Raw genomic sequence first — 20,164 nt, 5'->3', positions numbered from 1 at the left:
CCCCTGAAGGGGCGCTCGTGCAGCGCCCCTTCAGGGGCGCGGGGCCGCAGCCTAGTCCTCGAACCCCTCCGCCACCCTGCGTTCGCGCAGCTCGCGGATCTCCCGCCTTCGCGCCAGCCGGTGCGTGCGCCTGATCTGGGCCTCCTGGTAGCGCCGGCGGTCCCTGTCGGTCTCCGCGATCACCGGCGGTACCCGGCGCGGCTTGCCGTCGGCGTCGACCGCCGCGAAGACCAGGTAGGCCGAGCCGACCTGGGTGGCCGGGTTCGATTCGTTCCAGCGCTCGGCCAGGACCCGCACGCCCACCTCCATGGACGTCCGGCCGGTCCAGTTGACCTGCGCCTTGACATGGACCAGGTCGCCGACGCGGACCGGCTCCAGGAACGCCATCTCGTCCATGGAGGCGGTGACGGCGGGACCGCCCGAGTGGCGGCCGGCGACCGCGCCCGCCGCGTCGTCGACGAGCTTCATGATCACGCCGCCGTGCACCGTGCCGAGGAGGTTGGTGTCGTTGTGGGTCATGATGTGGCTCAGGGTGGTCCGGGACGCGGACGTGAGCTTGCCGGGTATATCGGATTCCGCCTCGGGGGCCTGGTCTGTCATGGCCCCTACCTTATGACGAAGCGACAATCGCGGAATTTGTGTCGGGTTCGCAACAGCGGTGCCCTGATTTTCCTACGACCCTTGTAAGAGGTACAGGCGCTGCCTGCACACTGGGGCCCATGAACGAATGGCCCGAGGGACGGTCGAACGACAACCGCGGCAACCGGTACGGACGCGGTAGCGCCAGCGCGCAGCCTGAGGGCGCCCGCGTGATGCGCCAGGTACGACGCGGGGAGCCGTCGGCGCCGCCGTACGGCGCGCCGCAGCAGGGCGGCGGCGGCTACGCCGGCGTCCCCCAGCAGCCGGCGTACGGCAACGGGTACGACGACGGCTCCGGGTACGACAACGGGTACGACAACGGCTACAACACCGGCCAGGTGTACGGCGGCGGCCCCGGGGGCGGGGGACCCGGCGGCACCCGTGAGCGCGGCCCGCGTCCGGCTCCGAACTGGCGCAAGCGGATCAAGTGGACGGCGATCGTCGTCCTGAGCGTGCTGATCGTCACATCCGTCTCCACCTACTTCTGGGCCGACTCCAAGCTGCACCGGGACGTCGACCTGTCGACGGTCATCGACCGTCCCGCGGCCGGCGAGGGCACCAACTACCTGATCGTCGGTTCCGACAGCCGCAAGGGCATGTCGGACGAGGAGAAGAAGAAGCTGCACACGGGGTCCGCCGAGGGCCAGCGCACGGACTCGATGATGATCCTGCACGTCGGCGACAACGGCGACACGCTGATCTCCCTCCCCCGCGACTCGGACGTGGAGATCCCCTCCTACAAGGGGTCGACGTCCGGCAAGGTCTACCAGGGCACCGGCCGGCACACGAAGCTGAACGCGGCCTACGCCGAGGACGGCCCGACCCTGCTCGTGCGCACGGTCGAGTTCAACACCGGGCTGCACATAGACCACTACGTGGAGATCGGCTTCGCCGGCTTCGCGGACATCGTGGACGCGGTCGGCGGGGTCACGATCGACATCGACAAGGGCTTCACGGACAAGTACTCGGGCGCCGACTTCAAGGCGGGCAAGCAGACCCTGAACGGCGAGGAGGCCCTCGCCTTCGTCCGCACCCGGCACGCCTTCGCCGCGTCCGACCTCCAGCGCACCAAGAACCAGCAGAAGTTCCTGGCCGCGCTGGCCCACCAAGTGGCCACCCCGTCGACGGTCCTGAACCCCTTCAAGCTCTACCCGACGCTCGGCGCGGGCCTGGACTCCCTCACCGTCGACAAGGACATGAGCCTGTGGGACCTGGCCTCGATGTTCTTCGCGATGAAGGACGTCAACGGCGGTGACGGCACCTCGATGAACATGCCGGTCTCCGGCTCCTCGGGCGGCAACCTCGTCTGGGACAAGGCGAAGGTCAAGACCCTGGTCGACGAACTGAAGAACGACCAGAAGGTCACCGTCACCAGCGACTGAGGCCGGTCGTACGCGGTTCAGGGGCACCCCGGCGGGGTGCCCCTGAGCCGTCTCAGCGGGGTGTCACATGGACGCGCCCGCCATCGACCGGCACATCTCGGCGCAGCGGCGACACGCGTCGGCACAGCGCTTCATCTGCGGGTCGTCCGGCATGGACATACACGCCTCGGCGCACATGTCGCACGCCTTGGCGCACATCGCGCACATCTCGGCCGACAGGGGCGAGCGCCGCATCATCATGTCGGCGCACATCCGGGTCATCTCCGAGCAGTCCATCAGCGCCCGCATGATCCTCATGTGGGCCTGGCCGCCGTCCATGGACATGCAGGAGCTCATGGTCTCCTCGCACATCGTGTGGGTGGCCATGCACGCGTTGACGCACTCCTGCATCTGCTTGCTCATGGCGGTCATGGGTCCGGTCTGGGTCATGGCTCCTCCAGGGGAGAGGGGAAGGGCCCGGGGCAGGCCCCGTTCGTCTTCCTTCTAAGCCCGACCGAGCGGTAGCGCCATTCGGCGACAGCCGGACGCCTGTCGGCCATACGGCTCCGACCTGTACGAACGCCGCCCGGCCGCGGCCTGTCCGACGCGGGGATCGCCACGGCGCGGTCCGCGGCGGCAGCGAAAAGGCGCCCCGCGGGGCGCCTTTCCAGAAGTGCTGAACTCCCTTGCCGTTACGGCAGGTTCCGGGCCATGACGATCCGCTGGACCTGGTTCGTGCCCTCGTAGATCTGGGTGATCTTGGCGTCGCGCATCATGCGCTCGACCGGGTAGTCGCGGGTGTAGCCGTAGCCGCCGAGGAGCTGGACGGCGTCCGTGGTGACCTCCATGGCGGTGTCGGAGGCGAAGCACTTCGCCGCCGCGCCCTGGAAGGTGAGGTCGCTGTCGCCGCGCTCGGAGGCGGCCGCGGCCTGGTAGGTGAGGGCACGGGCCGCGGCGATCTTCATGGCCATGTCGGCGAGCATGAACTGGATGCCCTGGAAGTCGCCGATCGGCTTGCCGAACTGCTTGCGCTCCTGGACGTAGCCCTTGGCGTAGTCCAGCGCACCCTGCGCCACGCCCAGCGCCTGGGCGGCGATGGTGATGCGGGTGTGGTCCAGGGTCTTCATCGCCGTCGCGAAGCCGGTGCCCTCCGCGCCGATCATGCGGTCGGCGGGGATACGGACGTTGTCGAAGTAGACCTCACGGGTCGGCGAGCCCTTGATGCCGAGCTTCTTCTCCGGGGCGCCGAAGGAGACGCCCTCGTCCGACTTCTCGACGACGAACGCGGAGATGCCCTTGGAGCGCTTGGCCGGGTCGGTCACGGCCATGACGGTGTAGTAGTCGGACACGCCCGCGTTGGTGATCCAGCGCTTCACGCCGTTGAGGACGTAGTCGTCGCCGTCGCGGACCGCCTTCGTCTTCATGCCGGCCGCGTCGGAGCCCGCCTCCGGCTCGGAGAGGCAGTACGAGAACATCGCGTCGCCCTTGGCCAGTGGCGCCAGGTACTTCTTCTTCAGGTCCTCGGACCCGGAGAGGATCACCGGGAGCGAGCCCAGCTTGTTCACGGCGGGGATGAGGGAGGAGGAGACGCAGGCGCGGGCCACCTCCTCGATCACGATGACCGTGGCGAGCGCGTCGGCGCCGGCACCGCCGTACTCCTCGGGGACGTGCACGGCGTGCAGGTCGTTGGCAACCAGCGCGTCGAGGGCCTCCTGAGGGAAGCGGGCCTCCTCGTCCACCGCGGCCGCGTACGGGGCGATCTTCGCCTCGACCAGCGCACGGACGACGTCGCGGAGCATGTCGTGCTCCTCGGACGGGCGGTACAGGTCGAAGTCAGCCGATCCGGCCAAGGTCTCTCACTCCAGACACAGTGGTGCTGACGCTAATTACTGTTAAGTAACTCAAAGTTTAGAGCGCGGCCCACGGAACGGTGACGTGAGGTACGCGACAGCGGGAAAGTTGCCCGCAGGAGGGCCCGGTTATGCTCGGCCCCGCAGCAGCACAAACGTCCCCGAGCTGGAGCATTCCATGAGCCTCAAGATCACTGTGATCGGCACCGGCTATCTCGGCGCCACGCATGCCGCGGCCATGGCGGAGCTCGGCTTCGAAGTACTCGGCCTCGACGTCGTACCCGAGAAGATCGCCATGCTGGAGCGCGGCGAGACTCCCATGTACGAGCCGGGGCTCGACGAGTTGCTGCGCCGGCACGTGGCGGGCTTCGAGGGCTCCTCCGGGCGGCTGCGCTTCACCACCGACTGGGCCGAGGTCGGCGCCTTCGGGGATGTCCACTTCGTCTGCGTGAACACCCCGCAGAAGCACGGCGAGTACGCGTGCGACATGTCGTACGTCGACTCCGCGATCACGTCGCTGGCCCCGCATCTCACCGGGCCGGCGCTCGTCGTCGGCAAGTCGACCGTGCCGGTCGGCTCGGCGGAGCGGCTGGCCACCTACCTCGCCGAGAACGCACCCGCGGGTGCCGATGCCGAACTGGCCTGGAACCCGGAGTTCCTGCGGGAGGGCTTCGCCGTCCAGGACACCCTGCACCCCGACCGGATCGTGGTCGGCGTGCGCAGCGAGCGGGCCGAGAAGCTGCTGCGCGAGGTGTACGCGACGCCGCTGGGCGACGACACGCCGTTCGTGGTGACCGACTTCCCGACCGCCGAGCTGGTGAAGACGGCCGCGAACTCCTTCCTGGCGACCAAGATCTCCTTCATCAACGCCATGGCCGAGGTGTGCGAGGCCGCGGACGGCGATGTGGCCAAGCTGGCCGAGGCGATCGGGCACGACGACCGGATCGGGAAGAAGTTCCTGCGCGCCGGGATCGGGTTCGGCGGCGGCTGCCTGCCGAAGGACATCCGGGCGTTCATGGCCCGCGCGGGCGAGCTGGGCGCCGACCAGGCGCTGACCTTCCTGCGCGAGATCGACTCCATCAACATGCGGCGCCGGGGACAGATGGTCGAGATGGCCCGGGAGGCACTGGGGGGCGGGTCGTTCCTCGGGAAGCGGGTCGCGGTGCTCGGCGCGACGTTCAAGCCGGACTCGGACGACGTACGGGACTCGCCGGCGCTGAACGTCGCCGGGCAGATCCATCTGCAGGGCGGGCAGGTGACGGTGTACGACCCGAAGGGGATGGAGAACGCCCGGCGGTTGTTCCCGACGCTGGGCTACGCGGACGCCGCGCCGGACGCCGTGCGGGGGGCGCATGTCGTGCTGCACCTGACCGAGTGGCGGGAGTTCAGGGAGCTGGATCCGGCCGCGCTGGGTGCGGTGGCCTCGGAGAAGGTGATCCTCGACGGGCGCAACGCGCTGGAGCCGGAGGTCTGGCGGCGGGCGGGGTGGACGTACCGGGCGATGGGGCGGCCGACCGCCTAGAGCCTGACGGGGGCGCTACAGCTCAGGGCGTCAGGACGACACCGGTTCGGCCGAGGCTCAGTCGGCCGAACCGGTGCCTTGTGGCATTCTGCACCACGCGGCACAGGTGTGGCCGGTGAACTGCCTGTGCCTTACTTGTCCTTGGCCCGGTACCGGCGCATCTTCGCGCGCGCCCCGCACACCTGCATCGAGCACCAGCGGCCGCGTCCCGCCGGGCTGCGGTCGTAGTACGCCCAGTGGCAGGTGTCGTCCTCGCAGGCCTTGAGGCGCGTCCAGGTGCCCTCCACCAGGGCCGTGGCGACGGCGGCGGCGATCCGGGAGAGCAGCGGGGCCGCGTCGCCGGGGACGAGGGCCGCCGCGCCGTCGGCAGGGTCGACGGCGACATACAGGGGGGCGCCCGCGAGCAGTTCTCCCAGCGGGGTCACCTCACGGTGCGGGGGGTGGCCGGCGTGGGCGAGCAGGGTGGCGCGCAGCGACTCGCGCAGGGCGCGCGCGGGTGGGAGTCCGGCCTCCGTGACGCCGAGGCGCGCCCTGCCGGCCGGCGTGTCGAGCGCGTCGGCGCCCGACTCGATGTCCAGCGTGTTGACCAGGGCCTCGACCAGGGCCAGGCCGCCCGGCGCGGGCGATCTCTCACTCATCCCTGCCAGCTACCTCCCGAATTACCTTGCGAGGTTACCTCCACTACGGCAGCATGCGGTAACGGTGACCGGTTACCCGGCCCTACAGGTAACAGGCACCTCGGACTTCGAGGAGGAAGTCATGGCTCTCGCCAAGCTCGGTGTCGTCGTCCTGGACTGCCCCGACCCGTCCGCGCTCGCCGGTTTCTACGCGGCGGTGCTGGGCGGCAGCGTCGAGGGGGACGAGGAGTGGGTGGACCTGACGGTGCCCGGCGGGCAGGCGCTGGCCTTCCAGAAGGCGCCCGGTCTCGTGCCGCCGAAGTGGCCCGCGCCCGGCGATTCCCAGCAGTTCCACCTGGATCTGGTGGTGGACGACCTGGACGCGGCCGAGAAGGGGGTGCTGGAGTTGGGCGCGAAGCCACTGGACGCGGCGGACAGGTCGCGCGGCTTCCGGGTGTACGCCGACCCTGCGGGGCACCCGTTCTGTCTCTGCGCCTGCTGACCAGGGAGGACTCATGGCGATCGTCGCCCGTCTGCGCAACGTAGTGATCGACTGCCCCGACCCGCTCGCACTGGCCGGCTTCTACGCCGCCGTGGCCGGGGGTACCCCGGTGGCCGAGGACGACGAATGGGTCGTACTGCAGGTACCGGACGGACCGCGGCTGGGCTTCCAGCGGGTGGCGGGGTACACGCCGCCCGAGTGGCCGCGGGCCGACCGCAACGGCCAGCAGTTCCATCTCGACTTCGACGCGGGGTCCACCTGGGAGGAGGTCGACGCGGCGCACGAGAAGGTGCTGGCGGCGGGGGCGCGCCCGCTGGATCTGGAGGACCGGGAGAAGAAGGACTTCCAGGTGTACGCCGATCCGGCCGGCCATCCCTTCTGTCTGTGCCGGATCCCCTGATCACGCCGTCCGGACCGGGCGGGCTCACGCCTCCGGGTCGGCCGCAGTGGCGGGGGTCGGTTCGCGGCGGCGTTGGGCCGCGCGGGCGGTGAAGTCGGCGCTGCGTAGCACTCGCTGGACGTTTTCCCAGGTCAGCAGGGACAGCTCGGTCTCGGACCAGCCTCGTCGGAGCAGTTCGGCGATCAGGTGCGGATAGCGGGAGGCGTCGGCGAGGTCGCGCGGGTGCGCGGCTCCGGTGTCGTAGCTGCCGGACAGGGCGACGCACTCGGGGCCGGTCACGATCCGGACGTGGTCGAGGTGGTCGGCGACGTCGGGGACGGTCGGCCCGGACTGCTCGGCGGTCAGCGGCACCATGCACAGGCCCTGCTGCTCGCCCAGCTGCACGAGCAGTGCGTCGGAGAGGTTGGCGGGGTGCGGGCGTACGGCCGCGGCGGCGGAGCGGGTGCACAGGACCGGCGTCTTGGACAGGGCGAGCACCCGGGCGAGGACGGGCTCCGGGGCGCCGGACAGGTCGGCGAGCACGCCGAGCCGGTTCATCTCGCGGATCACCTCCTCACCGAACCGGGTCAGCCCCTCCCGGTCCGCCCAGGCGGCCCCGGCCAGGGAGAGCACGCGCAGGCCGAGGGAGTTCAGGACGCGCAGGATGCCGAGGGAGTCGTCGAGGGCGGCGGCGGAGGCGGGGCCGAGCACCACGGCGACCCGGCCGCAGTGGCGGGCGTCGATGATCTGCCCGGCGGTGCGTACCAGCCGGAGCCCCTCCGGGTGCCTGCCGACCACCCGGCGCGCCAGGTCCAGCTGTTCCAGGGTGGCCCCCACGGCCCGGCCGCCGCGCTCCTCCTCCGGCAGGTCCAGCGACCAGAACAGCGCGCCCACGTGCCCTTCGCGCAGCCGGGGCACGTCCGTGTCCACGGCCGCCTCGCCCAGTTCCAGGTCGTACCAGGGCAGCGGCCCGAGCGCCCGCGGCAGCCCGCTGTAGCCGTCCGCGACCGGGTGCGCGGCCAGCAGGACCTGGGCCCGTTCCAGGAACTCGGCGTGGGACACCACCGGGAACGGGTCGTCCGGGATGCTGTCGTCCTCGCCGACCTCGGTCGTGGTGGGACTGTCGTGGAGGTCGGCCATTGCGGGCTCCGTACGTCGTCGTGAGCTACGTCGTGATGGGGCTGTAGCCCACCGTCGCACGGCCGCCCGGGAGGGTTCCTGGTGGACGGGGCGTTCGGGGGTACGGCCGCCCGCACGGCGCGGGTGACGGAGCCGGTGGCCGCCGGCATCGGGGCGGACCGGGCGGGGCCGACGGTCGCACCGCTCGCCCCGCCCCGTCCCGCCGGTCAGCCGTCCAGCTGGGAGATGGTCGCGTTCGACGGCCCCCGCGTCCCCTGGAGGTCCCGGGCCACGTCCTCCGCCGCGCCCAGGACGCGGACCGCGTTCTGCCAGGTGAGCTTGGCCAGGTCGGGACGGGACCAGCCGCGGTCGAGGAGTTCGGCGATCAGGTTGGGGTAGCCGGAGACGTCGTTCAGGCCGTCGGGGGTGAAGGCCGTGCCGTCGTAGTCGCCGCCGATGCCGATGTGGTCGATGCCGGCGGTCTCGCGCATGTGGTCGAGGTGGTCGGCGACCGTGGCCGCCGTCGCGACCGGGCGGGGATGGCTCTCCTCGAAGGCCCGGTGGACCTTCATCGCGTCCTCGGTGGTGTCGAGGTGGTGGAAGCCGTGCGCGCGCATGTTGTCGTCGGCCGCCGCCGTCCAGTCGACCGCCGCCTGGAGCACGAACTTCGGTACGAACGTCACCATCGCCACGCCGCCGTTGGCGGGGAGGCGTTCGAGGACGTCGTCCGGGATGTTGCGGGGGTGGTCGCAGACGGCCCGGGCGGAGGAGTGCGAGAACACCACCGGGGCGGTGGTGGTGTCCAGCGCGGCCCGCATGGTCGTCGGGGCCACGTGGGAGAGGTCCACCAGCATGCCCAGGCGGTTCATCTCCCGCACCACCTCGCGGCCGAAGGCGGACAGACCGCCCACGTTCGGCTCGTCCGTCGCCGAGTCCGCCCAGTCGTTGTTGTCGTTGTGGGTGAGCGTCATGTAGCGCACGCCGAGGGCGTACAGGCCACGCAACGTGCCCAGCGAGTTGTCGATGGAGTGGCCGCCCTCCGCGCCCATGAGGGAGGCGATCCGGCCCTCGGCGCGCGCCGCCTCCATGTCGGCGGCCGTCAGCGCGGCCCGCAGATCGGCCGGGTAACGGGCGATCAGCTGCCGTACGCAGTCGATCTGTTCGAGGGTCGCCGGGACCGCGCCCGGCAGGTCCGAGCGGACGTACACCGACCAGAACTGCGCGCCCACTCCGCCCTCGCGCAGGCGCGGGATGTCGGTGTGCAGATGCGCGTTCTGGTGGCCGGCGATGTCACGGGCGTCGAGGTCGTAGCGGACCTGCTCGCGCAGTGCGTAGGGCAGGTCGTTGTGGCCGTCGACGACCGGGAACTCGCGTAGCAGGGACCGGGCTTCGTCGAGAGAGGTCATTGCGTGTTACTTCCCGGAGTCCTACTTGCCGAAGCCGAAGCCGTTGGAGCCGCCCTCGACCTTCGACCGCAGGCGCTTGCCCTTCTCGGTCGCCTGGTCGTTGAGGTCCTGCTGGAAGTCCCGCATCCGGGCCAGCAGGTCCTCGTCGTGCGTGGCCAGGATGCGGGCGGCCAGCAGGCCGGCGTTGCGGGCGCCGGCGACCGAGACCGTGGCGACCGGGACGCCGGCCGGCATCTGCACGATCGACAGCAGGCTGTCCATGCCGTCGAGGTACTTCAGCGGGACCGGGACGCCGATGACCGGGAGGGGGGTGACGGAGGCGAGCATGCCCGGGAGGTGGGCCGCTCCCCCGGCACCCGCGATGATCACTTTCAGACCGCGCCCGGCGGCTTGCTCGCCGTACGTCACCATCTCGCGCGGCATGCGGTGCGCGGAGACGACGTCGACCTCGTACCCGATCTCGAACTCGTCCAGGGCCTTCGCGGCGGCCTCCATGACGGGCCAGTCGGAGTCCGAACCCATGACGATGCCAACAACAGGGCTCATTCGGTGATCGTGCCTCTCAGGTAGCCGGCAGCGTGACGTGCGCGTTCGAGAACGTCGTCCAGGTCGTCGCCGTAGGTGTTGACGTGGCCGACCTTGCGGCCGGGCTTCACGTCCTTGCCGTACATGTGGATCTTCAGTTTGGGGTCGCGGGCCATGCAGTGCAGGTACGCGGAGTACATGTCGGGGTAGTCGCCGCCGAGGACGTTGACCATGACCGTCCACTTGGCGCGGGGCCGCGGGTCGCCCAGGGGCAGGTCGAGAACCGCCCGCACATGGTTGGCGAACTGGCTGGTGATCGCGCCGTCCTGGCTCCAGTGACCGGAGTTGTGCGGGCGCATCGCCAGTTCGTTGACGAGGATGCGGCCGTCGCGGGTCTGGAACAGCTCGACGGCCAGATGGCCGACCACGCCCAGCTCCTTGGCGATCCGCAGCGCCATCTCCTCGGCCCGCAGGGCCAGGGACTCGTCGAGACCGGGGGCGGGGGCGATGACCGTGTCACAGACGCCGTTCACCTGCTGGGACTCGACCACCGGGTAGGCGACGGCCTGGCCGTGCGGGGAGCGCACGACGTTGGCGGCCAGCTCGCGGACGTAGTCGACCTTCTCCTCGGCGAGGACGGGCACGCCGGCCCGGAACGGGTCGTTGGCCTCCTCGGCGGTCTCCACGACCCAGACGCCCTTGCCGTCGTAGCCGCCGCGGACCGTCTTGAGGACGACGGGGAAGCCGTCGCCCTCGGCCGCGAACCGGACCACGTCCTCCGGGTCGGCCACGATCCGGTGGCGCGGGCAGGGGATGCCGATCGCGTCGAGCTTCGCCCGCATCACGCCCTTGTCCTGGGCGTGCACCAGAGCGTCGGGGCCGGGGCGCACGGGGATGCCGTCCGCCTCCAGGGCCCGCAGGTGCTCGGTGGGCACATGCTCGTGATCGAAGGTGATCACGTCGCAGCCGCGCGCGAACGCGCGCAGTGTCTCCAGGTCGCGGTAGTCGCCGATGACGACATCGCTCACCACCTGGGCCGCGGAATCCTGAGGGGTGTCACTGAGGAGCTTGAACCTGATGCCCAACGGGATGCCCGCTTCGTGCGTCATACGCGCGAGCTGGCCCCCGCCGACCATGCCGACTACCGGGAACGTCACGCCCCCAGAGTATCGGCCGCGCCACGGTGGCCGGTTTCCGCGCCCGCGACCAGGGCTCTTACCTGACGCTTCGCCGTCTCTTGTCCCGCTTTTCCGGTGCTCTTTCCAAGCCGTTCCCGACCTGTGTCGTCATCCACAGGCGTGGGACATACTGGGTCGTTAGCATGGCTGGGTCGCCAATACCTACGGACGGGAGCCCGCACAACCATGGAACGTGGTTCCTCGGGGCTGCAACGGCTCGTACGCGAGGTCGTCAAATTCGGCGCCGTCGGCGGGGCCGGCATTCTCGTCAATCTCGGCGTCTTCAACCTGGTCCGGCACCTCACCGAGCTTCCGGTGGTGCGGGCGAGCGTGATAGCCACCGTCGTCGCCATTGTCTTCAACTACCTCGGCTTCCGCTACTGGACGTACCGGGACCGTGACAAGGGCGGCCGCACCAAGGAACTCACCCTGTTCCTGCTGTTCAGCGCGGTCGGCCTGGTGATCGAGAACGGTCTGCTGTATCTGGCGACCTACGGCTTCGGCTGGGACAGCCCGCTGCAGAGCAACGTCTTCAAGTTCGTCGGCATCGGCGTGGCGACCCTGTTCCGCTTCTGGTCGTACCGCTCCTGGGTGTTCAAGGCGCTGCCGGCCCGTGAGACGGTCGCCGACGCGGAGGCGATCCTGGAGCACGCCGCCGACTCCCCGGAGCCCAAGCCCAAGCAGCGGGTCTTCTGATCATTCGTCCTAGCGGACCGTCGGCTGGTCGTCGTCCGGCTGCTTGTGGGTCGGCGGGGTGCGGGACAGGAACAGGCCGAACACCGGCGGCTGGGCCTGGAGCAGTTCCAGACGGCCGCCGTCGGCCTCCGCGAGGTCGCGGGCGACGGCCAGCCCGATCCCGGTGGAGTTGCGGCCACTGATCGTCCGCTCGAAGATGCGGTTGCCGAGGTCGGCGGGCACCCCGGCCCCCTCGTCCGTCACCTCCACGACCGCCTGGTTACCGGTGACCCTGGTCCGCAGGGCGACCGTGCCGCCGCCGTGCATCAGCGAGTTCTCGATCAGTGCGGCCAGCACCTGGGCGACCGCGCCCGGCGTGCCCACCGCCCGCAGATGCCGCTTGCCGGAGCTGACGATCGCCCGGCCGTAGCTGCGGTAGGCGGGCCGCCACTCGGCGAGCTGCTGCTGGATGACCTCGTCGAGGTCGAAGGTGACGGCGGAGCCGGTGCGCGGGTCGCGGGAGTTCGTCAGCAGCCGCTCCACGACATCGGTCAGCCGCTCCACCTGCGTCAACGCCACGTTCGCCTCCTCCTTCACGGTGTCCGGGTCGTCGGTGAGGGTGATCTCCTCGAGCCGCATGGACAGCGCGGTCAGCGGGGTGCGCAGCTGGTGGGAGGCGTCGGCGGCCAGCCGCCGCTCGGCGGTGAGCATCCGCCCGATCCGCTCGGCGGAGGAGTCCAGCACGTCGGCGACCCGGTCCAGCTCCGGGACGCCGTACCGCTTGTGCCGGGGGCGCGGGTCGCCGGAGCCCAGCCGCTCGGCGGTCTCGGCGAGGTCGGTGAGCGGGGAGGCGAGCCGGTTGGCCTGCCGGATGGCCAGCAGCACGGCGGCGATCACGGCGAGCAGCGCGACCGCCCCGATGATCAGCAGCGTCCGGCCGACCTCCCGGGTCACCGTGGACCGCGGCTCCTGGACGGTGACCGTCTCGCCTTCCTCGCCGTCGGCGGTGTAGTGGATGACATCGCCCTCGGGCTTGACCCCGAGCTCGATCGGCGCCTTGCCCGGGATCCGGATGACGGCGTACTGGTCCTTGCCGACCTGGCTGTGCAGTATCTCCGCGGTGACGTCCTCGTCCCCGAGGATGCGGCTGTCGACGATGCTGGCGAGCCGGAGCGCCTCGGAGTCCACCCGCTCCTGGGCACTGTTGCTGATGGTCCGGCTCTCGACGATCACCAAGGAGACGCCGAACACGGCAATGACGACGAGCACGACGGCGAGGGTGGACTGGATCAGACGACGACGCACGGCACTCTCCGGGACATGACGGCTTCAGCGCCCCGAAAGGGGCGCGGGGCCGTTACATTTGCGGCTCCGCCGCGTGGGCGCGACCAGCCCACCACGACGGCCAGTCGCGCACACCGCATCAGCCACCCACGGCGCGACGCGCGTAGCCGACCTAGCTCTTCTCGAAACGGAACCCGACACCACGCACCGTAGCGATGTACCGCGGGTTCGCCGCATCGTCGCCGAGCTTCTTCCGCAGCCACGAGATGTGCATGTCGAGCGTCTTGGTCGACGACCACCACGTCGTGTCCCAGACCTCCCGCATCAGCTGGTCACGAGTAACCACCCGCCCGGCATCCCGCACCAGCACCCGCAGCAGGTCGAACTCCTTCGCGGTGAGCTGGAGTTCCTCGTCCCCCATCCACGCCCGGTGCGACTCGACGTCGATCCGCACACCGTGCGTGGCCGGCGGCTGCGCGGGCTCCGCGGCGCCGCGGCGGAGCAGCGCCCGTACCCGGGCGAGCAGTTCGGCGAGCCGGAACGGCTTGGTGACGTAGTCGTCGGCACCCGCGTCCAGGCCGACGACGGTGTCCACCTCGTCGGCCCGCGCGGTAAGGATGAGGATCGGTACCGCGTGGCCCTCGGCACGCAGCCGGCGCGCCACCTCCAGGCCGTCCATGCCGGGCAGCCCGAGGTCCAGCACGACCAGGTCGATGCCGCCCTGCATTCCGGCGTCGAGCGCGGTGGGTCCGTCCTCGCGCACCTCGACCTCGTAACCTTCCCGGCGCAGTGCGCGGGCCAGCGGCTCCGAAATGGACGCGTCGTCCTCGGCGAGCAGTACACGGGTCATGAGGTGATGGTAGTCCGATTACGCGCTGTGCCGGGGTGTGATCGGCACCAGGGATTCTTACCTTGGGGCACAGTGGTACGAACCTGTGAGCGAGAGGTGAGATCGTGGAGGGACCTTCGAAAGCGGGCACACGGTTCCCCCGACACCTGTGATCCGTGTCTCAAGTCCTTCCATATACGGCAGTGTCCTGACGTACAGTGACGTGAACGCCTCTAGTACACCCGGGGACCTTTGGTGGGCTTCTTGACACTGAAGGTCTCTTTTGTGTGCGGGTCGGCCCCGGCCGGCCTTGAAAGGAATGACCTCTGGCCGGGCTCCGGACGCGACACAGCGTCACGGAGCGTGGATCCCGGTGGTCGCCGTCCGCCGCTCCGTGATCCGGGGCGGACTCCCCCTGGGCGTGGGGTGGACGGTCCGACCCGCCGGTGCCGGCCGCTCCCCCCACGGGCGCGCACAGCCCCACCGCGCGTCCCGACCAGCAAGGAACGACCCATGGCGTCCAGCCTGACGAAGGACTCGGTCCGACCGGGCACCCCCGGTTCCGATAAGACCTTCTTCGGCCACCCCCGCGGACTGGCCACTCTCTTCATGACCGAGATGTGGGAGCGCTTCTCCTACTACGGCATGAAGGCCCTGCTCCCGCTGTACCTGGTCGCTCCCGGCGGCCTGCACATGAGCGCGGCCACGGCGACGGCGATCTACTCCGTGTACCTGTCGCTCGTGTACCTGCTCGCCCTGCCGGGCGGCTGGTTCGCCGACCGTGTCCTCGGCCCCCGTAAGACGGTCGCCGTCGCGGGCGTGATCATCATGCTCGGCCACCTGACGCTGGCGCTGCCCAGCTCCGGTACCTTCTTCGCGGGCCTCGGCCTGGTCGCCATAGGCTCAGGTCTGCTGAAGGCCAACATCTCCACGATGGTCGGTCACCTGTACGACGGTCCGGACGACCCGCGCCGTGACGGTGGCTTCACGCTCTTCTACATCGGCATCAACGTCGGCGCGTTCGCCGCGCCGCTGGCCATCGGCACGGTCGGCGAGAACTACAACTGGCACCTCGGCTTCGCGCTGGCCGCGCTCGGCATGGCGCTGGGCCTGGCCCAGTTCCTGCTCGGCACGCGGCACCTGAGCTCGCGTTCGGACATCGTCCCGACGCCGCTGTCTGCCGCGGAGAAGAAGGCGACGCTCACGAAGGCCGGTCTGTGGGCCGCCGTCGCCGTGGTCTTCTACGTCGTCGTGGGTGTCTCCGGCGTCTACACGCTGAACTGGCTGCTGGTCCCGATCACGATCGCCGGTCTGCTGATCCCGGTCGTCGTCATCGCCCGCATCAAGCGCGACAAGGACCTGGACCGCGCCGACCAGTCCAAGATGAGCGCGTACATCTGGTTCTTCGTGGCCGCCGCGGTCTTCTGGATGATCTACGACCAGGGTGGCTCGACGGTCTCCCTGTTCGCCGAGGCCTCCGCGCGGAACACCGTCTTCGGCTGGGAGTTCCCGGTCTCCTGGTACCAGTCCGTCAACCCGGTCATGATCATGGCGTTCGCGCCGGTCTTCGCCTGGGCGTGGCTGGCGATGGCGCGGCGCGGCAAGGAGCCGAGCACGGCCGTGAAGTTCGCCGGCGGTCTGGTGCTGATCGGTGCGTCGTTCTTCCTGTTCCTGGCGCCGCTGTCGATCGCGGACGGCGGGCACAAGGCCGCGGCGATGTGGCTGGTCGGGATCTACTTCGTGCAGACCGTCGGTGAGCTGCTGCTGTCTCCGGTGGGTCTGTCCGTGACGACCAAGATGGCTCCGGCGAAGTACGCGTCCCAGATGATGGGCGTGTGGTTCCTGGCGGTCACCGCGGGCGACGCGACGACCGGTCTGCTGTCCATCGCCGGGGTCGACCTCAACAAGACGGGGATCGTGGCGTTCCAGGCGGTGCTCGCCGTGATCGCCGGTCTGGCTGTGTGGCTGTACCGCAAGAAGGTGCGGGAGCTGATGGGAGACGTGCACTAGCGTCTTCGACAGAGGGCCACCGGGATTTGCGATCCTGGTGGCCCTCTTGCGTTTTCGGCTGACGGTCGTGTGTGGCTGGTCGCGCAGTTCCCCGCGCCCCTAAAGAAGGCGGGTCATCGCATCCTCTTTCGAGGCATGAACGTAAAGACCGCGCCGCCCAGCAAAATGGCCGTTCCCGCCACCAATCCGAGCGCCTTCAGTGCGCCATTGCTGCTGTCGCCCGTCTCTGCCAGGCCTCCGCTGCTGCCGGAGCTGCCGGAGGAGCCACCGGACGTCGACGAACCCCCCGACGCGCCGCTCGCCTGTTCCGTCGTGTCCAGGGTCAGCGACACCTCCGACTTGGTCGGCGTGCAGGTGGTCGTCGTACCGAGCGCGTTGACCGTGAGCACGCCCGGCGACAGTGTCGACTCGCCGCTCGCCCCCGGCTTGTACGTGCCCGTCAGGTCCGGGATGTCGATCGGGTCGCCGGACTTGATCGCGGAGGAGTTGGTGGGGCCCTCCACATGGACCGTGCCCGTGTCGGCGCCGCCCAGGACCACCTCCATCGACGGCTTCACCGAGCCCGCCGGGATGTCCGCGGGGCTGTCCATCACCGACCCGTTGAACTGCACGGTGAGGTCGAAACTCCCGCCGTTCTTCTTGGCGTTGATCTGCACCGGCGAGGTCGCGTTCTTGTCGCCGATGGGCGTCTTGCAGGCGTAGGGGACCTCGACCTCCTTGCCCGTGAAGTCGGTCTGGCCGGTGCCCGTGCCGTCGGAGGCGGAGGCCGAGACCGAGTCGGACGGGGAGGCGGAAGCGGACTCCGAGGCCGAGTCGGAGGGGCTCGCCGAGGCCGACGAGGAGGCCGAGCCGGTGTCGGTCGGTGTCGCCGAGTCGCTCGGACCGCTGCCGGTCACCTCGATCGTCGCCGCCTTCGGCACCGTCGCTGACGGCGTACACACGGTGTCCGTCCCGAACGCGTTGACCTTGTACGCGTCCGGGGTGAGCGTCACCTCGCCGGGTGAGGTCAGTTTCAGCGTGCCCGTCATGTCGGACAGCACCATGTCGCCGCCCTTGGGGATCGCCGGGTTCTCGCGCGGCCCCTGCAGGGCGATGTCGGCGGTCTGGGCGCCGGCCGCCTTGAGCGTGCCGGACGGCTGGACCGAGTCGGCGGGCAGGTCGATGATGTCCGGGTTCTTGGACGCGGCCTGCACGAACTTCCAGGTGACGTCGACCGTGTCGCCGACCTTCGCGGTGGCGGGCGCGGTGATCTCCACCTTCGTGGTCCCGTCGACGGGGTCGGCGACCCCGGCGGGCGGTACGCAGTGCGTCGCGAACGACACCTCGGCCGCCTGTGCGGTCCCGGCGGCCGCGCCCAGCAGCAGGCCCGCGCCGCCGAGGACCAGCGCGGCCGCCGCCGCACCCGCTCTGACCGGTGTCACTCTCCTTCGCATGGTCACGTGGTTCCCTTCCTGGTGGGAGTCGTGGGACTCGTGGAACTGTCGTCGTGCGGTGCGGAGAGCCGACCGGCCGCCGTGCCCGGATCGTTGTCCGGGGTGAACCACGGCAGGGTCGAGGTCGTGTCGGGCGCGGGCTCCGGCGCGCGCAGGCGCGGCAGGCGCAGGGTCGGGCGGTGCACGCCCCGGTGGCGGATGCCGCCCGCGCGGGGCGGTCGTACCCGGTCGACCACCGCCATGCCGATCCGGAAGACGGCGGCCGGTACGACCACGCAGAGCAGGATCCAGAACAGGGTCACGCCCCAGGGGCGGCCCACGCCCCAGGGCTGCTCGGCGAGGACCTTGCCGTCGTACCGGAGGGAGACGGTGTAGTCGCCGTGCGCCCCGGCGGAGAGTTCGACGGGCAGCTTGATCTGCGCCTTCCTGCCGGGCGCGAGGGTGCCGCGCCACTGCTGCTCGTCCCACTGGGGGGCGAACACGCCGTGTGCGGTGCCGACTTGGAAGACGGGGTCCTTGAGGGTGGTGGAGCCGGCGTTGCCGATGGTGAAGACGAGGGTGCGGGAGGGGGGTGCGCCGAACCAGGTCAGCAGGCCCGAGGAGCCGTCGAGGCGGGTGTCGGTGAGCATCGACAGACGTCCGCCGGTGGGCTCGGCGGGCAGCGCCTTCACGGGGTGCCCGGCGACCTGGAAGACGGCGTCCGCGTCGGCCTTCGCGCCGGTCACGGTGGCCACGTGCACCACGCAGGGGCACGGCACCGGCGGCTCGGCGACCGGGAGTTGCTTGCCGAAGCCGCCCTTCGCGTCGGTGGTGACGGCGCGCCCGTCGGCGTTGGCGCAGGAGTTGGTGCCGCCGATCACGCCCCGGGCGGGGGTGGCCTGGCCGCAGATCAGCATCATCAGCAGGGTGTGCGGCCGCCAGCCGGTGCCGCTCACGGTGATCGACCCGCCGGTGCCGGCCTGGGCCTCGGAGACCTTCACGGCCGGCCCGTCGGCGGCCGCGGCCAGGGGCGTCAGGAGCAGCGCGAACACCGCCGCCAGCGCCGTCGATATCGCCATCGCACGTGCTCTCACCTCGCCGCTCCCGTCAACTCGGCCTCCATGGACAGGGGTTCGGCCGTCGCCCGGTCGGCACGACGCCTGCGCAGTCGTACGGCCGTCACGGCGGCCCCCGCCGCCAGCGCGCCCGCGGTCCCCGCGACCGCGCCCCAGGGCACGAAGTGCGCCCGCGTGCCCGCCGTGTCGTGCGCGCCGCCCGCCGCCGTCGCCGTCAGCCGGACGTGGACCGCGTCCAGGGCGGGGTGGCCGGGCCAGGGCTCGCTGAGTCCGGTGCGGCTGCCGGGGGCGAGGCGGACCGGGAGGGTGCGCGGGGCCCGGTCGAGGAGGTCCCGGCCGAACACCCCGTCCACGTGCACCGCGAGCTTCGGTACGAGGACGGTCGTCCCCCGGTTGACCAGCTCGTACGTGATGCGGTCGCCGTGGACGGCGACATGTTCGACGGTCAGCGCGGTCAGGGTGGGCCCGCCGACGCGCACCCGGACGCGGACGGTGGCGGTGCGGCCGTCGGCGTCCTTCGCGACGAGCGCGCCGGGGCGGTCGCCGGGGGCGGCACCGCTCGGGACGGTCACCGTGAAGGGGACGTCGGCGCGGGTGCGCGCGGGCACGCGGACGCTCGGCTCGGCGAAGGCGACGGGGACGCCGGTGCCGGACAGCCGTACCGTGACCGGGTGCCCGCCGCGGTTGGTCACCGACAGGGTGTCCTGGAGGACGGCCCCGGGGGCGCCCTCGGCGTAGAAGGACGGGCGGCCGCCGCCCGCGGGCGCGAGTGACCAGCCCCCGGCCGCCGCCGCGCGCGGGGCGGTGGCGAGCAGGGTCAGCACGGCGAGGCCGAGCACACGGGTGGCGGACTGGGCGGACGGCATGGGCGGCTCCAGCGGTCGGACCCTCGAGGTCAGCGGCGTACGGGCTGGTTCCGCCGGGTCAGCCAGAGGGCACCGGCCGCGCCCGCGAGCAGCACGGTGCCGCCGAGGGTGCCGAGCGCGACGAACGAGTCCTCGGGGCCGGTCTTCGGGAGGGTGCCCGCGGAGTCGGTGCCGGTGCCGCCGGACGACGAGCCGGAACCGGTGGAGCCGGTGGAGCCGCCCCCGCTCGCGGCGCTCACGTCCAGGGTCAGGGACGGCCCGGGGGTGTTGGTGGGGGTGCAGGTCGTCGTCGTGCCGAGCGCCTTGATGGTGAGGATGCCCGCCGTGAAGGTCACCTTGCCGGTCTTCTTCGGCGTGTAGGTGCCGCTCAAGTCGTTGATCTTGATGGGGGTGTTGGCGGGGATCGCGGCCTGGTTGGGCGAGCCGGTCACGTTCAGGGTCCCGCTGTCGGCGCCGCCGAGCTTGATGGTGGCGCTCGGGTTCATCGCGCCCTTGCCGAGTTCGACGGGGCTGGAGGAGACCCCCTTCTGCCAGGACATCGTGATCTTGTAGCCGCTGCCGCTCTTGACGCCGGTGATGTCGATCGGGGAGACGGCGCTCTTGTCGCCGATCGGCGTCTTGCACTGGTAGTTGACGTTGACGACGGTGGCGTGCGCCGCGGGGGCGGCGAGCAGCACCGCCGATCCGGCCAGGGCGGCGGCGGACGCGAGCACGGCGGTACGTTTCGGGTACGACGACACGGTCGGTCCACCCCATTCGCTACTGACGAGGTATCAGATTCGGCCGTCAAGGTACGCCGGGGCCCATGAGGAGGGAAGAGAAAGGGCATGGCGGAAGTGTGAGCGCCCCGTGAGTGAAGCGCGCCGCAAGTGAAGCGCCCCGTAAGGGGCGCGGGGAACTGCGCGAGCAACCAC

The 20,164-nt window shown here is 70.7% G+C and carries 20 protein-coding genes; 6 read left to right on the top strand and 14 right to left on the bottom strand.

Annotated elements, in window-relative coordinates:
- Positions 1-51 precede the first annotated feature (51 nt).
- Positions 52-600, bottom strand: a complete 549-nt coding sequence (locus tag ACFWXC_RS45710; RefSeq protein ID WP_384488897.1) for an acyl-CoA thioesterase — start codon at positions 598-600, stop codon at positions 52-54.
- A 119-nt stretch (positions 601-719) separates the two neighbouring features.
- Here ACFWXC_RS45710 and ACFWXC_RS45705 point away from each other — a divergent pair, with 119 nt between their 5' ends.
- Complete coding sequence (locus tag ACFWXC_RS45705; RefSeq protein WP_384488895.1) at positions 720-2,021, top strand: LCP family protein; 1,302 nt, start codon at positions 720-722, stop codon at positions 2,019-2,021.
- A 63-nt stretch (positions 2,022-2,084) separates the two neighbouring features.
- On the opposite strand, the gene ACFWXC_RS45700 is transcribed toward ACFWXC_RS45705, so the two are convergent.
- The gene (locus ACFWXC_RS45700; RefSeq protein ID WP_352220206.1) at positions 2,085-2,450 is read right to left on the bottom strand and encodes a four-helix bundle copper-binding protein; all 366 of its coding nucleotides are present in this window, start codon (positions 2,448-2,450) and stop codon (positions 2,085-2,087) included.
- Positions 2,451-2,692: 242 nt separating this feature from the next.
- Positions 2,693-3,850, bottom strand: coding sequence for an acyl-CoA dehydrogenase (locus tag ACFWXC_RS45695; protein ID WP_384488893.1), 1,158 nt, complete (start codon positions 3,848-3,850; stop codon positions 2,693-2,695).
- 178 nt (positions 3,851-4,028) lie between these two features.
- On the opposite strand from ACFWXC_RS45695, the gene ACFWXC_RS45690 reads away from it, so the two are divergent.
- On the top strand, positions 4,029-5,372 hold the full coding sequence (locus tag ACFWXC_RS45690) for a UDP-glucose dehydrogenase family protein (RefSeq protein WP_384488891.1): 1,344 nt from the start codon (positions 4,029-4,031) through the stop codon (positions 5,370-5,372).
- 131 nt (positions 5,373-5,503) lie between these two features.
- Here ACFWXC_RS45690 and ACFWXC_RS45685 read toward each other — a convergent pair whose 3' ends face one another.
- A complete protein-coding gene (locus ACFWXC_RS45685; protein ID WP_384488889.1) occupies positions 5,504-6,010 on the bottom strand; it encodes a CGNR zinc finger domain-containing protein in 507 nt (168 codons plus the stop codon).
- A gap of 121 nt (positions 6,011-6,131) precedes the next feature.
- On the opposite strand from ACFWXC_RS45685, the gene ACFWXC_RS45680 reads away from it, so the two are divergent.
- Both ACFWXC_RS45680 and ACFWXC_RS45675 read left to right on the top strand, forming a co-directional pair.
- Positions 6,132-6,491: a VOC family protein gene (locus tag ACFWXC_RS45680; RefSeq protein WP_384488887.1), complete on the top strand. Its 360-nt coding sequence runs from the start codon at positions 6,132-6,134 to the stop codon at positions 6,489-6,491.
- Positions 6,492-6,504: 13 nt separating this feature from the next.
- Entirely contained in the window at positions 6,505-6,891 is a 387-nt protein-coding gene (locus tag ACFWXC_RS45675; protein ID WP_384488885.1) for a VOC family protein, read from the top strand.
- A 24-nt stretch (positions 6,892-6,915) separates the two neighbouring features.
- Here ACFWXC_RS45675 and ACFWXC_RS45670 read toward each other — a convergent pair whose 3' ends face one another.
- From ACFWXC_RS45670 to ACFWXC_RS45655, 4 genes are all read right to left on the bottom strand, one after another.
- Positions 6,916-8,010, bottom strand: coding sequence for a dipeptidase (locus ACFWXC_RS45670; RefSeq protein WP_384488883.1), 1,095 nt, complete (start codon positions 8,008-8,010; stop codon positions 6,916-6,918).
- 206 nt (positions 8,011-8,216) lie between these two features.
- Positions 8,217-9,395, bottom strand: coding sequence for a dipeptidase (locus tag ACFWXC_RS45665; RefSeq protein WP_384488881.1), 1,179 nt, complete (start codon positions 9,393-9,395; stop codon positions 8,217-8,219).
- A 21-nt stretch (positions 9,396-9,416) separates the two neighbouring features.
- Positions 9,417-9,941, bottom strand: a complete 525-nt coding sequence (purE, locus tag ACFWXC_RS45660; RefSeq protein ID WP_384488879.1) for a 5-(carboxyamino)imidazole ribonucleotide mutase — start codon at positions 9,939-9,941, stop codon at positions 9,417-9,419.
- Entirely contained in the window at positions 9,938-11,077 is a 1,140-nt protein-coding gene (locus ACFWXC_RS45655) for a 5-(carboxyamino)imidazole ribonucleotide synthase (RefSeq protein ID WP_384488877.1), read from the bottom strand. The genes purE and ACFWXC_RS45655 overlap by 4 nt, the downstream gene beginning before the upstream one ends.
- A gap of 207 nt (positions 11,078-11,284) precedes the next feature.
- Between ACFWXC_RS45655 and ACFWXC_RS45650 the strand changes: the two genes are divergently transcribed.
- Positions 11,285-11,794 carry a GtrA family protein gene (locus ACFWXC_RS45650; RefSeq protein ID WP_384488875.1) on the top strand — a complete coding sequence of 170 codons (510 nt, stop codon included), beginning with the start codon at positions 11,285-11,287 and terminating at the stop codon, positions 11,792-11,794.
- Between the two features lie 9 nt (positions 11,795-11,803).
- Here ACFWXC_RS45650 and ACFWXC_RS45645 read toward each other — a convergent pair whose 3' ends face one another.
- On the bottom strand, positions 11,804-13,078 hold the full coding sequence (locus ACFWXC_RS45645; protein ID WP_384488873.1) for an ATP-binding protein: 1,275 nt from the start codon (positions 13,076-13,078) through the stop codon (positions 11,804-11,806).
- A gap of 151 nt (positions 13,079-13,229) precedes the next feature.
- A complete protein-coding gene (locus tag ACFWXC_RS45640; RefSeq protein ID WP_007382513.1) occupies positions 13,230-13,907 on the bottom strand; it encodes a response regulator transcription factor in 678 nt (225 codons plus the stop codon).
- Between the two features lie 492 nt (positions 13,908-14,399).
- Between ACFWXC_RS45640 and ACFWXC_RS45635 the strand changes: the two genes are divergently transcribed.
- Positions 14,400-15,896, top strand: coding sequence for an oligopeptide:H+ symporter (locus ACFWXC_RS45635; protein WP_384488871.1), 1,497 nt, complete (start codon positions 14,400-14,402; stop codon positions 15,894-15,896).
- 113 nt (positions 15,897-16,009) lie between these two features.
- On the opposite strand, the gene ACFWXC_RS45630 is transcribed toward ACFWXC_RS45635, so the two are convergent.
- From ACFWXC_RS45630 to ACFWXC_RS45615, 4 genes are read right to left on the bottom strand one after another with little or no spacing between them, the layout of a single operon-like run.
- The gene (locus ACFWXC_RS45630) at positions 16,010-17,329 is read right to left on the bottom strand and encodes a hypothetical protein (RefSeq protein ID WP_384488869.1); all 1,320 of its coding nucleotides are present in this window, start codon (positions 17,327-17,329) and stop codon (positions 16,010-16,012) included.
- A gap of 2 nt (positions 17,330-17,331) precedes the next feature.
- The gene (locus tag ACFWXC_RS45625) at positions 17,332-18,387 is read right to left on the bottom strand and encodes a hypothetical protein (RefSeq protein ID WP_384488867.1); all 1,056 of its coding nucleotides are present in this window, start codon (positions 18,385-18,387) and stop codon (positions 17,332-17,334) included.
- A gap of 11 nt (positions 18,388-18,398) precedes the next feature.
- Positions 18,399-19,250, bottom strand: a complete 852-nt coding sequence (locus ACFWXC_RS45620; protein ID WP_384488865.1) for a hypothetical protein — start codon at positions 19,248-19,250, stop codon at positions 18,399-18,401.
- 29 nt (positions 19,251-19,279) lie between these two features.
- Entirely contained in the window at positions 19,280-19,963 is a 684-nt protein-coding gene (locus ACFWXC_RS45615) for an LPXTG cell wall anchor domain-containing protein (protein WP_384488863.1), read from the bottom strand.
- Positions 19,964-20,164: the final 201 nt, after the last annotated feature.

The organism is Streptomyces sp. NPDC058683 (assembly GCF_042716195.1).
In the GTDB taxonomy this organism is placed as follows: Bacteria; Actinomycetota; Actinomycetes; order Streptomycetales; family Streptomycetaceae; genus Streptomyces.
The sequence above is the reverse complement of the archived record's forward strand: the minus strand, read 5'-3'. Positions and strand labels throughout refer to the sequence as shown.

Coding starts and splice junctions, on each gene's coding strand:
- ACFWXC_RS45710 (WP_384488897.1), bottom strand. CDS start 600: ATGACAGACCAGGCCCCCGAGGCGGAATCCGATATACCCGGCAAGCTC.
- ACFWXC_RS45705 (WP_384488895.1), top strand. CDS start 720: ATGAACGAATGGCCCGAGGGACGGTCGAACGACAACCGCGGCAACCGG.
- ACFWXC_RS45700 (WP_352220206.1), bottom strand. CDS start 2,450: ATGACCCAGACCGGACCCATGACCGCCATGAGCAAGCAGATGCAGGAG.
- ACFWXC_RS45690 (WP_384488891.1), top strand. CDS start 4,029: ATGAGCCTCAAGATCACTGTGATCGGCACCGGCTATCTCGGCGCCACG.
- ACFWXC_RS45685 (WP_384488889.1), bottom strand. CDS start 6,010: ATGAGTGAGAGATCGCCCGCGCCGGGCGGCCTGGCCCTGGTCGAGGCC.
- ACFWXC_RS45680 (WP_384488887.1), top strand. CDS start 6,132: ATGGCTCTCGCCAAGCTCGGTGTCGTCGTCCTGGACTGCCCCGACCCG.
- ACFWXC_RS45675 (WP_384488885.1), top strand. CDS start 6,505: ATGGCGATCGTCGCCCGTCTGCGCAACGTAGTGATCGACTGCCCCGAC.
- ACFWXC_RS45670 (WP_384488883.1), bottom strand. CDS start 8,010: ATGGCCGACCTCCACGACAGTCCCACCACGACCGAGGTCGGCGAGGAC.
- ACFWXC_RS45665 (WP_384488881.1), bottom strand. CDS start 9,395: ATGACCTCTCTCGACGAAGCCCGGTCCCTGCTACGCGAGTTCCCGGTC.
- purE (WP_384488879.1), bottom strand. CDS start 9,941: ATGAGCCCTGTTGTTGGCATCGTCATGGGTTCGGACTCCGACTGGCCC.
- ACFWXC_RS45650 (WP_384488875.1), top strand. CDS start 11,285: ATGGAACGTGGTTCCTCGGGGCTGCAACGGCTCGTACGCGAGGTCGTC.
- ACFWXC_RS45640 (WP_007382513.1), bottom strand. CDS start 13,907: ATGACCCGTGTACTGCTCGCCGAGGACGACGCGTCCATTTCGGAGCCG.
- ACFWXC_RS45635 (WP_384488871.1), top strand. CDS start 14,400: ATGGCGTCCAGCCTGACGAAGGACTCGGTCCGACCGGGCACCCCCGGT.
- ACFWXC_RS45630 (WP_384488869.1), bottom strand. CDS start 17,329: ATGCGAAGGAGAGTGACACCGGTCAGAGCGGGTGCGGCGGCGGCCGCG.
- ACFWXC_RS45625 (WP_384488867.1), bottom strand. CDS start 18,387: ATGGCGATATCGACGGCGCTGGCGGCGGTGTTCGCGCTGCTCCTGACG.
- ACFWXC_RS45620 (WP_384488865.1), bottom strand. CDS start 19,250: ATGCCGTCCGCCCAGTCCGCCACCCGTGTGCTCGGCCTCGCCGTGCTG.